The sequence below is a fragment of the Oerskovia douganii genome (genome assembly GCF_015142735.1).
Lineage (GTDB): Bacteria > Actinomycetota > Actinomycetes > Actinomycetales > Cellulomonadaceae > Oerskovia > Oerskovia douganii.
Genome location: NZ_JACSPN010000003.1, coordinates 49,712 through 65,258, shown reverse-complemented (window position 1 = coordinate 65,258; position 15,547 = coordinate 49,712). Strand labels below are relative to the sequence as shown.

At 73.2% G+C, this 15,547-nt stretch carries 17 protein-coding genes and 1 tRNA gene; 11 read left to right on the top strand and 7 right to left on the bottom strand.

Annotation, left to right across the window (positions count from 1 at the left end; all coding sequences use genetic code 11):
* Positions 1 to 79: 79 nt before the first annotated feature.
* The 5 genes from rplA to H9623_RS03280 form a co-directional block, all read right to left on the bottom strand.
* Positions 80 to 796: a 50S ribosomal protein L1 gene (gene rplA / locus H9623_RS03300; protein WP_138825567.1), complete on the bottom strand. Its 717-nt coding sequence runs from the start codon at positions 794 to 796 to the stop codon at positions 80 to 82.
* Between the two features lie 151 nt (positions 797 to 947).
* On the bottom strand, positions 948 to 1,379 hold the full coding sequence (rplK, locus tag H9623_RS03295; RefSeq protein WP_193718667.1) for a 50S ribosomal protein L11: 432 nt from the start codon (positions 1,377 to 1,379) through the stop codon (positions 948 to 950).
* Between the two features lie 73 nt (positions 1,380 to 1,452).
* Positions 1,453 to 2,289: a transcription termination/antitermination protein NusG gene (gene nusG, locus H9623_RS03290; RefSeq protein WP_193718666.1), complete on the bottom strand. Its 837-nt coding sequence runs from the start codon at positions 2,287 to 2,289 to the stop codon at positions 1,453 to 1,455.
* A gap of 119 nt (positions 2,290 to 2,408) precedes the next feature.
* On the bottom strand, positions 2,409 to 2,684 hold the full coding sequence (gene secE, locus H9623_RS03285) for a preprotein translocase subunit SecE (protein ID WP_193718665.1): 276 nt from the start codon (positions 2,682 to 2,684) through the stop codon (positions 2,409 to 2,411).
* A 105-nt stretch (positions 2,685 to 2,789) separates the two neighbouring features.
* Positions 2,790 to 2,862, bottom strand: a tRNA-Trp gene (locus H9623_RS03280).
* 322 nt (positions 2,863 to 3,184) lie between these two features.
* Between H9623_RS03280 and H9623_RS03275 the strand changes: the two genes are divergently transcribed.
* From H9623_RS03275 to H9623_RS03240, 8 genes are all read left to right on the top strand, one after another.
* Positions 3,185 to 4,195 carry an ABC transporter ATP-binding protein gene (locus tag H9623_RS03275; protein ID WP_193718664.1) on the top strand — a complete coding sequence of 337 codons (1,011 nt, stop codon included), beginning with the start codon at positions 3,185 to 3,187 and terminating at the stop codon, positions 4,193 to 4,195.
* Positions 4,192 to 5,043 (top strand): ABC transporter permease, encoded by an 852-nt coding sequence (locus tag H9623_RS03270; RefSeq protein ID WP_193718663.1) that lies wholly within the window; start codon positions 4,192 to 4,194, stop codon positions 5,041 to 5,043. Before H9623_RS03275 ends, H9623_RS03270 begins: the two co-directional genes overlap by 4 nt.
* Positions 5,030 to 6,418 (top strand): sensor histidine kinase, encoded by a 1,389-nt coding sequence (locus H9623_RS19900; protein ID WP_193718662.1) that lies wholly within the window; start codon positions 5,030 to 5,032, stop codon positions 6,416 to 6,418. The genes H9623_RS03270 and H9623_RS19900 overlap by 14 nt, the downstream gene beginning before the upstream one ends.
* A gap of 104 nt (positions 6,419 to 6,522) precedes the next feature.
* Entirely contained in the window at positions 6,523 to 7,152 is a 630-nt protein-coding gene (locus H9623_RS03260) for a response regulator (RefSeq protein ID WP_193718803.1), read from the top strand.
* 74 nt (positions 7,153 to 7,226) lie between these two features.
* Entirely contained in the window at positions 7,227 to 8,255 is a 1,029-nt protein-coding gene (locus H9623_RS03255) for an adenosine deaminase (RefSeq protein WP_193718661.1), read from the top strand.
* A 77-nt stretch (positions 8,256 to 8,332) separates the two neighbouring features.
* Entirely contained in the window at positions 8,333 to 8,761 is a 429-nt protein-coding gene (locus H9623_RS03250) for a hypothetical protein (RefSeq protein WP_193718660.1), read from the top strand.
* A complete protein-coding gene (locus H9623_RS03245) occupies positions 8,761 to 10,365 on the top strand; it encodes a sensor histidine kinase (protein ID WP_193718659.1) in 1,605 nt (534 codons plus the stop codon). Before H9623_RS03250 ends, H9623_RS03245 begins: the two co-directional genes overlap by 1 nt.
* Positions 10,362 to 11,030, top strand: a complete 669-nt coding sequence (locus tag H9623_RS03240; RefSeq protein WP_193718658.1) for a response regulator transcription factor — start codon at positions 10,362 to 10,364, stop codon at positions 11,028 to 11,030. Before H9623_RS03245 ends, H9623_RS03240 begins: the two co-directional genes overlap by 4 nt.
* Before the next feature lie 204 nt (positions 11,031 to 11,234).
* Here H9623_RS03240 and H9623_RS03235 read toward each other — a convergent pair whose 3' ends face one another.
* Positions 11,235 to 11,537, bottom strand: a complete 303-nt coding sequence (locus tag H9623_RS03235) for a hypothetical protein (RefSeq protein ID WP_193718657.1) — start codon at positions 11,535 to 11,537, stop codon at positions 11,235 to 11,237.
* 11 nt (positions 11,538 to 11,548) lie between these two features.
* Positions 11,549 to 12,901: a phosphotransferase family protein gene (locus H9623_RS03230; RefSeq protein WP_193718656.1), complete on the bottom strand. Its 1,353-nt coding sequence runs from the start codon at positions 12,899 to 12,901 to the stop codon at positions 11,549 to 11,551.
* A gap of 135 nt (positions 12,902 to 13,036) precedes the next feature.
* Between H9623_RS03230 and H9623_RS03225 the strand changes: the two genes are divergently transcribed.
* The 3 genes from H9623_RS03225 (at position 13,037) to H9623_RS03215 (ending at position 15,536) form a co-directional block, all read left to right on the top strand.
* Complete coding sequence (locus H9623_RS03225; protein WP_193718655.1) at positions 13,037 to 14,056, top strand: hypothetical protein; 1,020 nt, start codon at positions 13,037 to 13,039, stop codon at positions 14,054 to 14,056.
* Position 14,057: 1 nt separating this feature from the next.
* The gene (locus H9623_RS03220) at positions 14,058 to 14,462 is read left to right on the top strand and encodes a GntR family transcriptional regulator (RefSeq protein WP_321575262.1); all 405 of its coding nucleotides are present in this window, start codon (positions 14,058 to 14,060) and stop codon (positions 14,460 to 14,462) included.
* Positions 14,463 to 14,621: 159 nt separating this feature from the next.
* Positions 14,622 to 15,536, top strand: a complete 915-nt coding sequence (locus H9623_RS03215) for a L,D-transpeptidase family protein (protein WP_193718654.1) — start codon at positions 14,622 to 14,624, stop codon at positions 15,534 to 15,536.
* The last annotated feature ends 11 nt before the right edge of the window (positions 15,537 to 15,547 follow it).

The window sequence follows — 15,547 nt, the reverse complement described above, 5'->3', positions numbered from 1 at the left end:
CGATGCGCCGGTGCGCCGACGACGACGGCGCCCCTCCCCGAGAAGGGGAGAGGCGCCGTCGGGCGGGAGAACGAGGCGATCAGGCCGCGTCGTCCTCGAGGAGCTTCGAGACCTTGGACTGGTCCAGCGGGATGCCGGGGCCCATCGTGGTCGAGAGCGTCGCCTTGATGATGTAGCGGCCCTTCGAGGAGGACGGCTTCAGACGCAGGACCTCTTCGATCGCTGCGGCGTAGTTCTCCACGAGCGCCTTCTCGTCGAACGAGACCTTGCCGATGATGAAGTGGAGGTTCGCGTGCTTGTCGACGCGGAACTCGATCTTTCCGCCCTTGATGTCCTCGACGGCCTTCGCGACGTCCATCGTGACGGTGCCGGTCTTCGGGTTCGGCATCAGACCACGGGGGCCGAGGACCTTACCGAGGCGACCGACCTTGCCCATGAGGTCCGGCGTCGCGACCGCGGAGTCGAAGTCCGTGAAGCCTGCGGCCACCTTCTCGATGAGCTCGTCGCCACCGACGATGTCGGCGCCGGCCGCACGGGCCTGCTCCGCCTTCTCGCCGTTCGCGAAGACCAGGACGCGGGCGGTCTTGCCCGTGCCGTGGGGGAGGTTGACCGTGCCACGGACCATCTGGTCCGCCTTGCGGGGGTCGACACCGAGGCGGAACGCGACCTCGACGGTCGCGTCGTACTTGGTGGGCGAGGTCTCCTTCGCCAGGCGAACAGCCTGGAGCGGGGTGTAGAGCTCGTCGCGGTCGATCTTCTCCGCTGCGGCGCGGTACGCCTTGCTGCGCGTTGCCATCTGCTTCTCCTTCTCGAGCAGTCGTGGTCTACGGGTCCGCGCGGACCCTGCCACTGTCCCGGCGGGCGAGCTCGCCGGGACCTGATGAATCATGACTGGTCGGCCCAGAGGCCGACCGGAGGACCGGTCAGGACCGGTCCGAGGGTGGTGCTCAGCCCTCGACGGTGATGCCCATCGAACGGGCGGTGCCCGCGATGATGAGCGCCGCGGCGTCGAGGTCGTTCGCGTTGAGGTCCTCGAGCTTGGTCTGAGCGATCTCGCGCACCTGCGCCGAGGTCAGCTTCGCGACCTTGACCGTGTGCGGCGTGGGCGATCCCTTGTCGACGCCCGCAGCCTTCTTGATGAGCTCGGCAGCCGGCGGCGTCTTGGTGATGAAGGTGAAGGAACGGTCCTCGTAGACCGTGATCTCCACGGGGACGACGTTGCCACGCTGCGACTCGGTCGCCGCGTTGTAGGCCTTGCAGAACTCCATGATGTTGACGCCGTGCTGACCGAGCGCGGGGCCGATCGGCGGGGCGGGAGTTGCAGCACCGGCCTGGATCTGGAGCTTGATCAGCCCAGAGACCTTCTTCTTGGGAGGCATGAGTGTTCCGTGCTTTCTGTGTCTGGGCCGACGCCGTGGGCGATGACCCGGTTGCAGGTGCTGTCGAGCAGCGTCAGATCTTGGCGACCTGGCTGAACGACAGCTCGACCGGGGTCTCCCGGCCGAAGATGGAGACGAGGACCTTGAGCTTCTGGCCCTCGGCGTTGATCTCGGAGATCGTCGCGGGCAGGGTGTCGAACGGGCCGTCCGTGACGGTGACCGACTCGCCGACCTGGAAGTCGACCTCGAACGGCGCCTTGGCGGACTGGGCGGGCTTGCCCGCCTCGGCCTTGGGCTCGATCGTCGGGGCGAGCATCGAGAAGACCTCGTCGAGCGTCAGCGGAACCGGCTGGTGGGTGTGACCCACGAAGCCCGTGACGCCGGGCGTGTGGCGCACGGCGCCCCACGACTCGTCGGTCAGGTCCATGCGCACCAGGACGTAGCCGGGGATGCGGACGCGACGCACGATCTTCTTCTGCGCGTTCTTGATCTCCGCGACCTCTTCCATGGGGACTTCGATCTGGAAGATGTAGTCCTCCATGTTCAGGCTCTGGATGCGGTTCTCCAGGTTGGCCTTCACACGGTTCTCGTAGCCCGCGTAGGAGTGGATGACGAACCAGTCGCCCGGCTTGGTGCGCAGGTCCTTCTTGAACTCCTCGAGCGGGTCGAGGTCCTCGAGGACGTCGCCGTCCTCGTCGACACGGGGCTCGTCGTCAGAGGGCTCGTCGTCGGCGGGCTGCTCGTCGTCGGCCTCGGCCGACTCCTCTGCCTCGGCGTCCGGGGCGTCCTGCGCCTCTGCGTCGACCTCGTCGATGGCAGCCTCAGGCGCGTCGAGCTCGGCCTCGGCGCCTTCGGCGACGGGCTCGGTGGGATCGACGTTCTCCGCCTGGTCCAGCGACTCCTGGGACACGAACGAACCTGCTTTCCTTGACTACGCGAACATGCAACTGACGGGACCGGTCCGTACGCTCCGGGCGCGAACTCCTCCGGCACCGCGAGATCCTCGCGGCACGGGGCGCCCTCCGGGGATCAGCCTCCGAAGACCCACAGGACGGCCTGGCCGATCCCGTAGTCGAGCACCGTCACGAACGCCATGACCACGGCCACGAAGACCAGGACGACGGTGGTGTAGGTGATCAGCTCGGAACGGGTGGGGGTGACGACCTTCTTGAGCTCCGCGATGACCTGGCGGACGAAGAGCGCGATGCGCGAGAAGATGTTGCCCTTCTTCGCGTCGCCCTTCTTCTTGTCACCGCCGGCGCGCACGCCTTCAGCACCCAACGCCTCTGATGGCGATTCGCTCACTGTTCATCCCCACTACGTGACGTTGAAACCGAAACCGATGCTGGACCTCTCGTGGTGTAACCCGTTACCGGACTACGCGCACACCCCGGGAGGGGTGACGCCTTGCAGGGCAGACAGGGCTCGAACCTGCAACCTGCGGTTTTGGAGACCGCTGCGCTACCAATTGCGCCACTGCCCTTCGTGATGGACACCACCCCACGACCCTCCGTGAAGGCAGAGAACATCGGGTGGACACCTGCCACCGAAGGAATACTGTACGCGACCGGAGCGCCGTGGTCGAACTCGACCTCTCAGCGGTCCCGGACGGCGATCCGACCAGCCCCTTCGCGACCCCACGGCCTGTCACACCGTGGCACCGGAGCGGTCCGCGGACCAGATTCCCTCGACTCCACAGTAGCGGAGGTCCGTACGGACCGGTCCCGGCGTCCACCGGTCGGTGGACGCCAGGTCCCCCCGACCGGTCGTCGCGCCGCACCACCCGCCACGGCCACGCTGGAGCCATGAGCCCACACAGGACACCTCCCCGAGCAGGAACGGACGCCCCGGCGATCGAGGTCCGCGGCCTCACGAAGCGCTACACGCAGGGCGGCGACACCGTGAAGCAGGCGGTCGACGGCCTGGACCTCACGGTCGAGCGCGGCGAGATCTTCGCGGTCCTCGGGCCCAACGGCGCGGGCAAGACCACGACGGTCGAGATCCTCGAGGGCTTCCGCCGGCGCGACGGCGGACAGGTCCAGGTCCTCGGCGAGGACCCCGCCCTCGCGGGCCGTGCGTGGCGCAGCAGGATCGGCGTCGTCCTGCAGGACTCGCGCGACCAGGCCGAGCTCACGGTGCGCGAGCTCGTGCACCACTTCGCGACCTTCTACCCGGCCGCGCGCGACCCCGACGAGGTGATCGCCGCCGTCGGGCTCCTGGAGAAGGCCACGACCCGCTCCCGCCAGCTCTCGGGCGGCCAGCGCCGCCGCCTCGACGTGGCGCTCGGGATCGTGGGCGACCCCGAGCTGCTGTTCCTCGACGAACCCACGACCGGGTTCGACCCGCAGGCCCGCCGCAGCTTCTGGGACCTCGTGCTCGCGCTGCGCGAGGGCGGCACCACGATCCTCCTGACGACCCACTACCTCGACGAGGCCGCGCACCTGGCCGACCGTGCCGCCGTCGTGCGGGACGGCAGGATCGTGGCGCTCGGCGCGCCCGCGGACCTGGGCGGGCCCGACGCGCTGCGCCCCGTCGTGCAGTGGGTGTCCGACGGCGTCACGCACGCCGAGCGCACCGACCACCCGACCGCGCTGGTCTCCTCGCTCGCGGCGCGCCTGGCCGGGCCCGACGGCGAGGTGCCCGGCCTGCGGGTGCTCCAGCCGAGCCTCGAGGACGTGTACCTGGGGCTCATCGGTGCCACCCCGACGACCCCGTCCCTCGGGGCGGGGGCACCGGACCTGCCGGACCTGCCCGCTCCCACCGACCCGTCGCACCACGCCGCCGACGCGGCCGTCACCGAGGAGGCCTCCCGATGAGCGCCCAGACCGCCACCCGGGCCCAGCCCGCCGGCCGCTCCCTGCCCAGCACCGCGAACCTCGCGCTGCGGCGCACCTGGATCGAGCTCCTCGCGTTCCTGCGCGAGCGCGAGGCCGTGATCTTCATCCTGGCGTACCCGCTGATCATGATGGCGATCTTCTCGACCGTGTTCGGCCAGGAGGAGCAGGGCAGCGCCGCGGGCTCGGTGCCCTACGCGCAGTACTTCCTCCCGGGCATGGTCGCCACGGGCGTCATGCTCACGAGCTTCCAGAACCTCGCGATCTCGATCACGGTCGAGCGCGACGACGGGACGCTCAAGCGCCTGCGCGCCACGCCCCTGCCCGCGACGTCCTACTTCCTGGGGAAGGTCGGGCAGGTCCTGATCGTCACGACGGTCCAGACCGCGGCGCTGCTGGTGCTCTCCGCCACGGCGTTCGACGTCCCGATGCCCTCGACCGCGTCGGCCTGGGCGACGTTCGCCTGGGTGTTCGTGCTCGGCACCGCCACCGGCTCCGTCCTGGGCGTCGCGTTCTCCTCGGTCCCCCGGTCGGGCAAGTCCGTGACCGCGGTCGTGACCCCGATCGTCCTGGTCCTGCAGTTCATCTCGGGCGTGTTCTTCGCGTTCTTCGCCCTCCCGTCGTGGATGCAGCAGGTCGCGTCCCTGTTCCCGCTCAAGTGGCTCGCGCAGGGCATGCGCTCGGTGTTCCTGCCGCCCGAGGCCGTGGTCCTCGAGGTGGGCGGGTCGTGGCAGCACGGCGCGACGGCTGCTGTACTGGGGGCGTGGCTCGTCGTGGGCCTCGTGGTGGGGGTCCGGACGTTCAGGTGGAGGCGGCGTGACGACGGCTGAGAGCCCGGTGGACCGTCCTGCGGGCGAGCGCGCGGAGGACGGGGTGCGCTCCGGCACCTCGCCCGTGCACCCGGTCGCCGGTCGCGACCCGGCGGCCGGACCGGCCGTGGACCGGTTCGAGTCGTCGTGGGACCGGGTCGTCGTGTGGTGGGACGTCGGCTTCTACGTCGTCGTGGTCCTGAGCGCGGTCGCGCTGCTCCTGGCCGGGGTCGAGCCGGACCGCCTCGCCCGGGCGCTCGGCGCGATCGGCGTGATCCTGCTGGCGTACACGTTCCTGGGACGCCGGGCCGCACGGAACCGCGACCAGCGGCTGGCCGTGAGCTACCTGGTGATCATGATCGTCGCGACCGACGTCGCCGTGATCCAGAACCAGCTCGGGACGTTCCTGCTGTTCGTCGCGTTCACCCAGATCTGGATGCTGTCCGAGCACCGCTGGGTCAGCCTGACCCTCTCGACGCTCCTCGCGGTGGGCACGACGCTCGCGCTCACGGCTCCGTACGGGTTCTCTCGCGCGGCGCTGGCCGAGGCGGCCCCGCAGATGGGGGTCGCGCTCGTCTTCTCGGTCCTGCTCGGGACGTGGGTGGGCCAGACGATGCTCCAGACCGTCCGGCACGCCCAGCTCGTCGACGAGCTGAAGGCCGCCCAGGCCGAGCTCGGGACGGTGCACCACGCGGCCGGGGTCGCGGCCGAGCGCGAGCGCATGGCCCGCGAGATCCACGACACCCTGGCACAGGGCTTCACGAGCGTCGTCATGCTCGCGCAGGCCGCGAGCGCCGACCTGGACCGTGCGGACACGTCCGCGGCCCGGGACCGGCTCGCGCTCGTCGAGGCCACGGCCCGCGACAACCTCGCGGAGGCCCGGTCGCTCGTGACGGCGTTCGCTCCCCTCCCCCTGCAGGGCGCGACGCTCGTCGAGGCGCTCGAGCGGCTCGCGGCCCGCTTCGAGGACGAGTCCGGGGTCTCGGTCACGCTCCGGCTGTCGGCCGTGCCGGGGCTGGGCAGCGCCGAGGACGTGGTCCTGCTGCGTGCGGCGCAGGAGGCCCTGGCGAACGTGCGCCGACACGCGGAGGCGAGCGCCGTCGTCGTGTCGCTGGGCCCGGGGGGCGCGGGCATCTCTCCCCCGGGGGCCGCCCGGCCCGACGGCGCCACGGTCGTCCTCGAGGTCGCCGACGACGGTCGCGGGCTGGGTCCGGGCGCCGTCGAGGGCTTCGGCCTGCGCGGCATGCGGGAACGCGTGGCAGCGGGCGACGGCGTCGTGACCGTCGAGTCCCCGCCCGCCGACGGGACGACCGTCCGCGTCGAGCTGCCCGTCCCCGCGCCCCTCCCCACCGACTCCCCTTCCCTGCCTGCCGTCGACCCCCGGAGCCACCCGTGACCCTGCCCGCCGACCACCCGCCACCCCTGCCCGACCGCCGGACGGCGCCTCCCACCCGCGGGCGGGGGGCGGCGACCGGGGCGGGAGGGCCGTCGTCGGCCCCCGTGGTGCGGGTCCTCGTGATCGACGACCACCCGGTCGTGCGCTCGGGGCTGGTCGGGATGCTCACCGCCGAGCCGGACCTCGTCGTGGTGGGTGAGGCGGGCGACGGCCGCGAGGGCGTCGCTCTCGCGCGCGACCTGGCCCCCGACGTCGTGCTCATGGACCTGCGCATGCCTGTGCTCGACGGCGTGGGCGCGACGACCGAGATCCTCGCTGCCCCCGGCGCGACGAGACCACGCGTCGTGGTGCTCACGACGTACGAGACCGACACCGACATCCTGCGCGCGGTCGAGGCGGGCGCGACGGGCTACCTGCTCAAGGACACCCCGCGCGACGTGCTCGTCGCGGGCATCCGGGCCGCGGCCCGGGGCGAGACGGTCCTGGCCCCCACGGTCGCGACCCGGCTCGTGACGAGCGTCCGCGGCGCGGGCGAGCGCCTGACCGCGCGCGAGGCCCAGGTCCTCGCGCTCGTCGCGCGCGGGCTCAGCAACCCCGCGATCGGGCGCGAGCTGTTCATCTCCGAGGCCACGGTCAAGACGCACCTGCTGCGGGCGTTCGCCAAGCTGGGCGTCGACGACCGCACGCGTGCCGTGACGGTCGCGATCGAGCGGGGCATCCTGCCCGGGGTGTGAAGGTCTCGCATCCCGGGAGACCGGGGAGCGGGCCGCGGGTCCGCGCGGGACGGGCGGGGTGCAAGACTGCCCCTGTGCGTGATCTGGCGAAGCTCCCCAAGGCCCACCTCCACCTGCACTTCACCGGCTCCATGCGGCCGGAGACGCTGCACGACCTCGCGGCGCAGTACGGCGTGCGGCTGCCGGCGGCCCTGCTCGACGGCGACCCGCTGCGGCTGCCCGCGACCGAGCGCGGGTGGTTCCGCTTCCAGCGCCTGTACGACGCCGCGCGGGCGTGCGTGCGCTCGGAGGCGGACATGCGCCGCATCGTGCACGAGGCCGCCGAGGACGACGCGGCCGAGGGCTCGGGCCGCCTCGAGATCCAGGTCGACCCGACGTCGTACGCGCCGTTCGTGGGAGGCATCTCGCCCGCGGTGGAGATCGTGCTCGACGCCGCCAGGGAGGCGAGCGCCGCGACGGGCACCGAGGTCGGCGTGATCGTGGCCGCGTCCCGCATGCGCCACCCGCTCGACGCCCGCACGCTCGCGCGCCTCGCCGCGCAGTACGTGGGCGACGGCCCGGGCGAGGTGCTGGGCTTCGGGCTGAGCAACGACGAGCGCCGCGGGGACACCGCGGCGTTCGCCCCGGCCTTCGCGATCGCACGCCGTGCAGGCCTCGCGCTCGTCCCGCACGGCGGCGAGCTCCTCGGCCCCGACCACGTGACCGAGGTCCTGACGGACCTGGACCCCGACCGGATCGGGCACGGGGTGCGCTCGGTCGAGGACCCTCGGGTCCTCGAGGAGGTCGTCGCGCGCGGGGTCGCGCTCGAGGTGTGCCCGGCGTCGAACGTGTCGCTCGGGGTGTACGACGACGGCGCCCAGGTCCCGCTCGGGGCCCTCGTCGACGCGGGGGCCCAGGTCGCGCTCGGCGCCGACGACCCGCTGCTGTTCGGGTCACGCCTCGTCGCGCAGTACGAGTCGGCGCGGACCGAGCACGGGTTCTCCGACGAGGAGCTCGCCGACCTCGCCCGGTCCTCGATCCGCGCGAGCCGCGCGGGCGCGAGCACGCGGGCCCGCCTGCTCGGGGGTGTCGACGACTGGCTCGCGCAGGATCCCGCCCCGTGACGTCGGGCGACCACGACCACGGAACGGGTGACACACGCTCTCATTCCCCTCTCATGCGCGCCCGTGATACTCGCGCCATGCGACGGACGACGATGTGGGTGATCGCGCTCGTGGTGGTCGCACTCGGCGCGGGCGCCGGCGCCGTGGCACTGGTCTCGGCGAGCCCGCCCGACCGTGACCTGCGGGGGCTCGTCGTGCTGACCCCCGCCCCGACCCCCGAGGAGACCACCTCGACGCCGCCGGTGCCCACGCTGCCCTCCGACCAGGAGACCGACGAGGAGCCCGGGGCGCCGTCGGACGACGGCGAGCAGGACACGCCGAGCGCACCCCTGGTGCCCGTGCAGCCCGCCCCGCCGCGGATCGGGAGCGACACGGTGGACAAGACCCCCGAGCCGCCGTACGACGACGGCATGTACCACCCCGGGGACGAGTACGACGACGGCATGTACCGGCCGTCCGACGAGTACGACGACGGCATGTGGACGCCGGACACGGGGAACGGCTGATGGCTCACCACGGCCAGGGGACCGGTGCCGCCCCCCGTCGCGCCCCCTCCCGCCTCCAGACCGTCCGGGCCCGGATCCTCGGGGCCGTCCTCGCCCTCGCCGCCCTCGGCCTGATCATCGCGGGCGGCGTCGCCTACACCGCTCAGCGCGCGCACGTCGACGACCGGATGGACCAGTCCCTCACGCGCTCGCTCGAGGAGTTCGAGGCCCTCGCCCACGACGGAGTGCACCCCTCGACCGGGGAGCGGTTCACCTCGTCGGACGACCTCGTCAACACCGCCATGCGGCAGACCGTGCCCGCACCGCACGAGGGCATGGTCGGCTTCCGTGGAGGCCGCACCCAGTGGATCGCGGCCACGCCCGTGCCGCTGCGCCTCGAGGACGACGAGGCCCTCATGGAGGAGCTCGAGCCCTACACGACGGGGCGGGTGGTCGTGCTCCGCCAGATCACGACCCCCGAGACGAGCTACCGGGTCCTCGTCATCCCCGTGACCGACGGCGACGTCCCCTCCGCGCTCGTGCTGGCCTTCGACCGCAGCGCGGAGCACGCCGAGTTCGACCAGGTGTTCCGGACCTACGCGATCATCGCCGTGGTCGCGCTCCTCCTGATCGCGGCGGTGGGCTGGCTGGTCGCCGGTCGGCTCCTGCGCCCGGTCCGCCTCCTCGGCCAGACCGCCCGGCGCATCAGCGACACCCACACGTCCGAGCGGCTCCCCGTCACCGGCAACGACGACGTCTCGGACCTCACGCACGCGTTCAACGAGATGCTGGACCGTCTCGCGGCGGCGTTCGACGCCGAGCACGAGCTCCTCGACGACGTCGGCCACGAGCTGCGCACCCCCCTCACGATCGTGCGGGGGCACCTCGAGCTCATGGACCCGGAGGACCCCGAGGACGCCGGGAGCACGCGCGACCTCGCGCTGGACGAGCTCGACCGGATGCACCGGCTCGTCGACGACCTCATGACGCTCGCGACGGCCGGCAGCCCGGGGTTCGTCCGGCTCGAGGAGACGGACCTCGGCCGGCTCACCGACGACATCCTCGACAAGGCCCGCCTCCTGGGCGACCGTCGGTGGACCGTGGACGCCAGGACCGGGGCCACGGCGAACGTCGACGAGCAACGACTGACGCAGGCGTGGTTGCAGCTCGCGTCCAACGCGGTGAAGTTCTCCGCCCCGGGCTCGAAGATCACGCTGGGGTCCGCGGTCCGCGACGGGCGGATCCGCCTCTGGGTCCGCGACGAGGGCATCGGCGTCTCCCCCGACCAGCTCGAACGCATCTTCGTCCGCTTCGCCCAGGCCGAGCGGGACCCCGCCTTCCGGGACGGAGCGGGGCTCGGCCTCGCGATCGTCAGCGCGATCGCGGGCGGTCACGAGGGCCGGGTCGAGGTCTCCTCGACCCGGGGCTTCGGTTCGACCTTCACCCTGGACCTCCCGCTCGAGCCCGGCCCGAACCCTCCCGCCCACGAACCCGACGACCTGTCGGGCGCGAGCGGCAGCCCGCTCGCGCCCAGGTCCTCCCCGGGCGTCGTGGCGGAGACCCCGCTCACCATGGAGATACCTGTCGACTCTCGGGCGCGCCTGGGTGAAAGGACGTCGTCGTGAGCCAGATCCTCGTCGTCGAGGACGAGACCCGCATCTCGTCGTTCGTGACCAAGGGGCTGCGCGCCGCAGGCTATGCGAGCGTCGCCGTGACCACCGGGAGGGAGGGCTACGACCTGGCCCAGACCGGCGACTACGACCTGATGGTCCTCGACCTGGGGCTGCCCGACCAGGACGGGTTCACCGTCCTGCGGCGCCTGCGCTCGGCCCGCAGCACCATCCCGGTCATCATCCTCACGGCCCGCTCGTCCGTGACGGACACGGTCGCCGGCCTCGAGGGGGGCGCCGACGACTACATGATCAAGCCGTTCCGGTTCGAGGAGCTCCTGGCCCGGATCCGGCTGCGCCTGCGGACGGAGCCCGCCGGGGAGGTCACGGTCCTCACGCACGGCTCCCTGAGCCTCGACCTGCGCACCCGCAGGGCCCGCACGCAGGACCGGGAGGTCGATCTCTCGGCCCGGGAGTTCGCGCTCGCCGAGACGTTCCTGCGCAACCCGGGCCAGGTGCTGAGCCGCGAGCAGCTGCTCTCCCGGGTGTGGGGGTACGACTTCGACCCGGGTTCCAACGTCGTGGACGTGTACGTGCGCTACCTGCGCAACAAGCTCGGCCCCGAGCGCGTGGTCACCGTCCGCGGCATGGGGTACCGGCTGGCGGACCCCGCGGCCTGAGCCGGTCGGCAGGGCCGACCCCACGTCGTACGACGTACGACGGGTGCGGTCCCGGAGTGTCGACAACCTCGGGCATGGTCCGGCACGGCCCGTGCGGCGGGGCTCGACGGCTCGACGAGAGGGCGGAGGCCCGTGTGCCTCCGCCCTCTCCGTGCGGCCGGTGACGCGCCGACCGCCGAGTCGCCCCGTCAGGGCACCCGCCCCCTAGGGGGTGGCTGCCGACGGGGACGTCTGCGCCGAGACCGGGCTCAGCGGGCTCACCGAGCTTGCCGCGGTCCGGGCGGTGTTCGTGGAGACCGTCGTCGTGGAGGTCGTCGGGTCGACGTCCGACGGGCTCGGCACGACGCCCGCCCCCCGTGCGGTCGACGCCGCCGAGCGCTCGTCGACGGTCACGACGGTCGGGCCTTCGGCGCCCGCGCGGACGTGCGCTGTGGCCACCGTCGCGCCGAGCCCGGCGCCGAGCACGCCGAGCGTGCCCGTGGCGATCCAGATCCTCCGTGCGTCCATGTCCTGCCTCCTCAGACGGTGGGCGGCACGTTCGCCGCCCCGTCGACCCGAGCCTCGTCGCGCCGGATGAGAGCAGCAGGAGCCTGGCGTGAGAGGACTCTCAGACGGGCCTCGGCCCCGGCGAGGAGTTCCTCGGCGACGGAGAGCCAGGCCTCTGCGAGGGCGTCGCGCGGGGCCCCGGGCAGCAGGGAGAGCACGACGGCGGCGCTGCGCGCGCGCAGGCCCACCGGGTCGGTGGCTTCGCCGAAGGCCGCGAGGCAGCGGTCGACCAGGCCGGCGACGCCCGGGTAGACCTGGGGGGCGAGCGTCTCCAGCACCGCGAGGTGCCCGGTCATGCAGGCCAGGTCGTCGATGCGGTGACCTGGGCCCAGGGTGTCGACGTCGAGGACCGCGGCCACCCGTCGGCAGCCCGCCCCGCCCACCAGGAGGACGTTGGCCTCGTAGAAGTCGCCGTGCGTCGCGACGACGGGCCCCGGGTCGCGGACGGCCACGATCCTGCGGACCGAGCGCTCGAGGGCAACGATCCGGTCCGCACGGCCCGGCAGGCGCCCGACGGCGGCGCGCGCGTAGTGCTCCGAGCGGTCGGCCCAGGCGGCCCGGTGGTCGAGCAGGACGGCGTCCTGCGGGAGCGCGCACAACGCCCTGAGCAGCTCGCGCGGGTCGATCGTCAGGGGCTGCTCGTGCCGGGGCGTCGAGGCGATCGCGGAGGCCAGCGTCTCCTCCGGCCGGGCCGCGAGCACGAGGATGCCCTCGCCGAGGGAGGCGAGCACGCGGGGCGCGGCCGGCGGGGCCGTGAGCGCATAGCCCATGGGAGCCGCCTCCGCGACGCGGAAGAGGTCGTGGCGGATGCGGAGGTCCGTGACGCGGTCGGGCCGGACGACCTTGAGGTAGACGTCGCCGTCCGTGGTCCGCGCGCGCAGGACGGCACGTCGCAGGGGCCGGTAGGTCACGAGGTCGAGCCCCAGGACGAGCGGGGCGTGCGGGTCGAGCGAGCGCCACCGGTCGGTGAGGGCCGCGGCGTCGCAGGCCGTGGCCAGCCCGGGCAGCAGGGGGTCGACGGGGTGGCGCCAGACGTGCACGGTCTGCTCACCGTCGCCGAGCCGCAGGATCCCGCGTCGTTCGACGACGTCCGCCGGGAGGTCCGCGGTCGTGGCCACGAGGTACTCGGGCCGTCCGGTCGGCGTCCGGGCGCCGCCGGGACCGCTGCGGACCGTGACCTCGTACCCGACGCTGACCTCGGCGCCGGGGCGGGCGTGCACCTGGTGCACGCGCCACGACCCGAGGGCGACGTGGTCCACCGCGAGCGCCGCCTCGAGGAGGTCGCCCGCCCGTGGTCCGGTGAGGAGCTGCGTGGCGGTGTCCATGGCCAGAGGGAACCGTCCGGTCGTGACGTGCACATGAGGACTGCGTGAGAGTCCTCTCACGCAGTCGTTGACAGCCCGCCCCGCCCCTGCCATTGTATCGACATGGCGATACAAAGTCTCCGCACGGAGCTGTTCATGCCCCCTCTCTACGACCTCGCCTGGTCGGTCGTCTTCCTGCTCGCCCCGCTGCTCGTCGTGATCGGTGCGACCGCCGCCGTGACCCTCGCGCTCACGAGGGGCGCGACCCGCCGTCGGGCCGCGGAGTCCGCGACGCCGGTCGCGGCGGCGACGGTCGTGGCCCGAGCGCGCGCCACGACGACGCACGTCGCCGCCTGGGTCGTCGCGCTCCTGGTCACCCCGGTGCTCCTGTCCGTCGGAGCGATCGCCTCCGGCGCCCACCTCGCGCCCCGCTTCGCGGACTACGCCCCCGACACCGACTACTGGATGACCACGTGGAACCCCGTGCCGCTGGCCGTCGCCCCGGTCGGGATCACCATCGCCTACCTCGCCGTCCTCCTCGTCGGCGAGGCCACCTGGCGCGCCGCCGACGGGACGGTCCGCCGAGCAGGGCTCGCGGCCCGCAGCACGGACCTCATCGCACCGAGGTCCCTGCGCAGGGCCACCTGGGCCTGGTCAGCACTCCTCGTCGTCGCAGCCCTGTTCGGAGGACTCACGGCGACCCGCACGGGGACGCTCCAGCGCAGCACGGTCTCCTCCCGGCCCGGGCGGGAGAACCTCGTCGAGCTGGTCACCGCGACGCCCTACCCGTCCTGGGAGGCGGCCGTCCCCCTCGCCGTCGGCGCTCTGGTCCTGGTGATCGCGGTCGAGCTCGTCCTGCGCCGCGTCACGAACAGGCCCGTGATCGACGCGGTCGACCCCGCCTGGGACATGGCGCTGCGCCGCCTGACCGCACGCCGCGTCCTGCGTCTGCCGCAGCTCCTCGCCGGGCTGACGCTCTGCGTCGTCCTCGTCTGGATCGGGCGCTCGTTCCTGACCGTCGAGGAGCCCGTGACCGGGTGGGTGCTCGTCGCGCTGGGGTCCGCGGCGGGCCTGGTCGCGCTCGTCCTCGCGGTCGTGCCCGGGCGCCTGCTGCCGCTCGTCGGGCCGGACGTCGCCCCCGCGGTGGAGCCGGTCACCGCTCCTCGGAGGGCCTGAGGTGGCCGGGACAGAGCGGCCCCCCGTGGGCGGGGGCCTGCACCTCGAGATCGACCTCTCGTCGGGCGTCCCTCCCTACGAGCAGATCCGCTCCCAGGTCGTGGCGCACGTCGCGTCCGAGCGCCTCCTGGTCGGCGACCGGCTCCCGACGATCCGCGCGCTCGCGGCCGACCTCGGCCTCGCGGCCGGCACCGTCGCGCGCGCCTACCGCGAGCTCGAGGCCGCGGGGGTCACCACGACGAACCGGCGGGCGGGCACGGTCGTGTCCGACGGCGTGGCCCCGGCCGACGTCGTCGCCCGGCAGGCGGCGAGCGCGTTCGTCGCGTCCGTGCGCGAGGCGGGCCTCGACGACGAAGCGATCCTCGACCTCGTCCGCGGAGAGCTCCTGCGCCGGCACGACGGCTGACCGCAGCAGGCCCGTCGGTGTCCGCCCGGACCCCGGACCTCCGCACGCTTCACAACGATTGCGCAACCTGTCGCCACCCGGTGTGTGGTGCACCGGGCCGGCGTGGGACGGTGGGACGACGGGGTTCCACCGAGGAACCCGACGGCGAGGGGCGCGTGCATGACCGATCGACCGAACCGACGGGTCCTGGCGGCCGCGACGGCCGCCCTGCTCTCGTTCGTCCTCGTGGCGGGCTGCGACGCACCCGACCCCCAGGCCGGCAGCGGTCCGGGGGGCTCGGCGTCAGCGGAGAGCTCCCCGCGCGCGACGCCGAGCCCCTCCACGTCGCCCACACCCACGCCGGCACAGACACCGCCCCCTTCCCCGACCCCCGAACCCCCCGCTCCGACCCCGGAACCCCCTGCCCCGACGCCCGTGCCTCCGGCCGAGCCCCTGCCCGTCGAGCCGCCCGCACCCACCCCGGACCCGGCGACCGTCGAGCTGGCCCGCGGGAGCACGGGCGACCGCGTCGTCGCGCTCCAGCAGCGGCTCGTCGACCTCGGGTACTGGGGTGCGTCCCCCGACGGCGTGTTCGGCCCGGGCACGCAGCAGGCCGTCTGGGCGCTCCAGAAGGCCGCGGGCCTCAGCCGCGACGGCCGCGTCGGCCCTCTGACCCAGGCCGCCCTGGACCAGGGGGTCCGGCCTGCCGCCCGGAGCACGTCGGGGCACGTGATCGAGATCGACATCGACCGACAGCTGGTCGTGGCCGTCGACGACGGGCAGGTCACCAAGATCTTCAACGCCTCGTCGGGCAACGGCGAACGGTACGAGGCCAAGGGCAGGACGTACGTCGCCCGGACGCCGCGCGGCTCGTTCCAGGTGGGCCGACAGGTCGATGCGAACTACGAGTCGTCGCTCGAGCTGGGCAGCATGTGGCGCCCCAAGTTCTTCACGGGCGGGATCGCCCTGCACGGTTCCGGCTCGGTGCCGCCGAGCCCCGCGTCGCACGGGTGCGTGCGCGTGACGAATGCCGCGATGAACTGGATCTGGGACGTGTGGGGTGCCCCTGCGGGGACGACCGTGCTCGTGTACTGACGCGTCCGGCC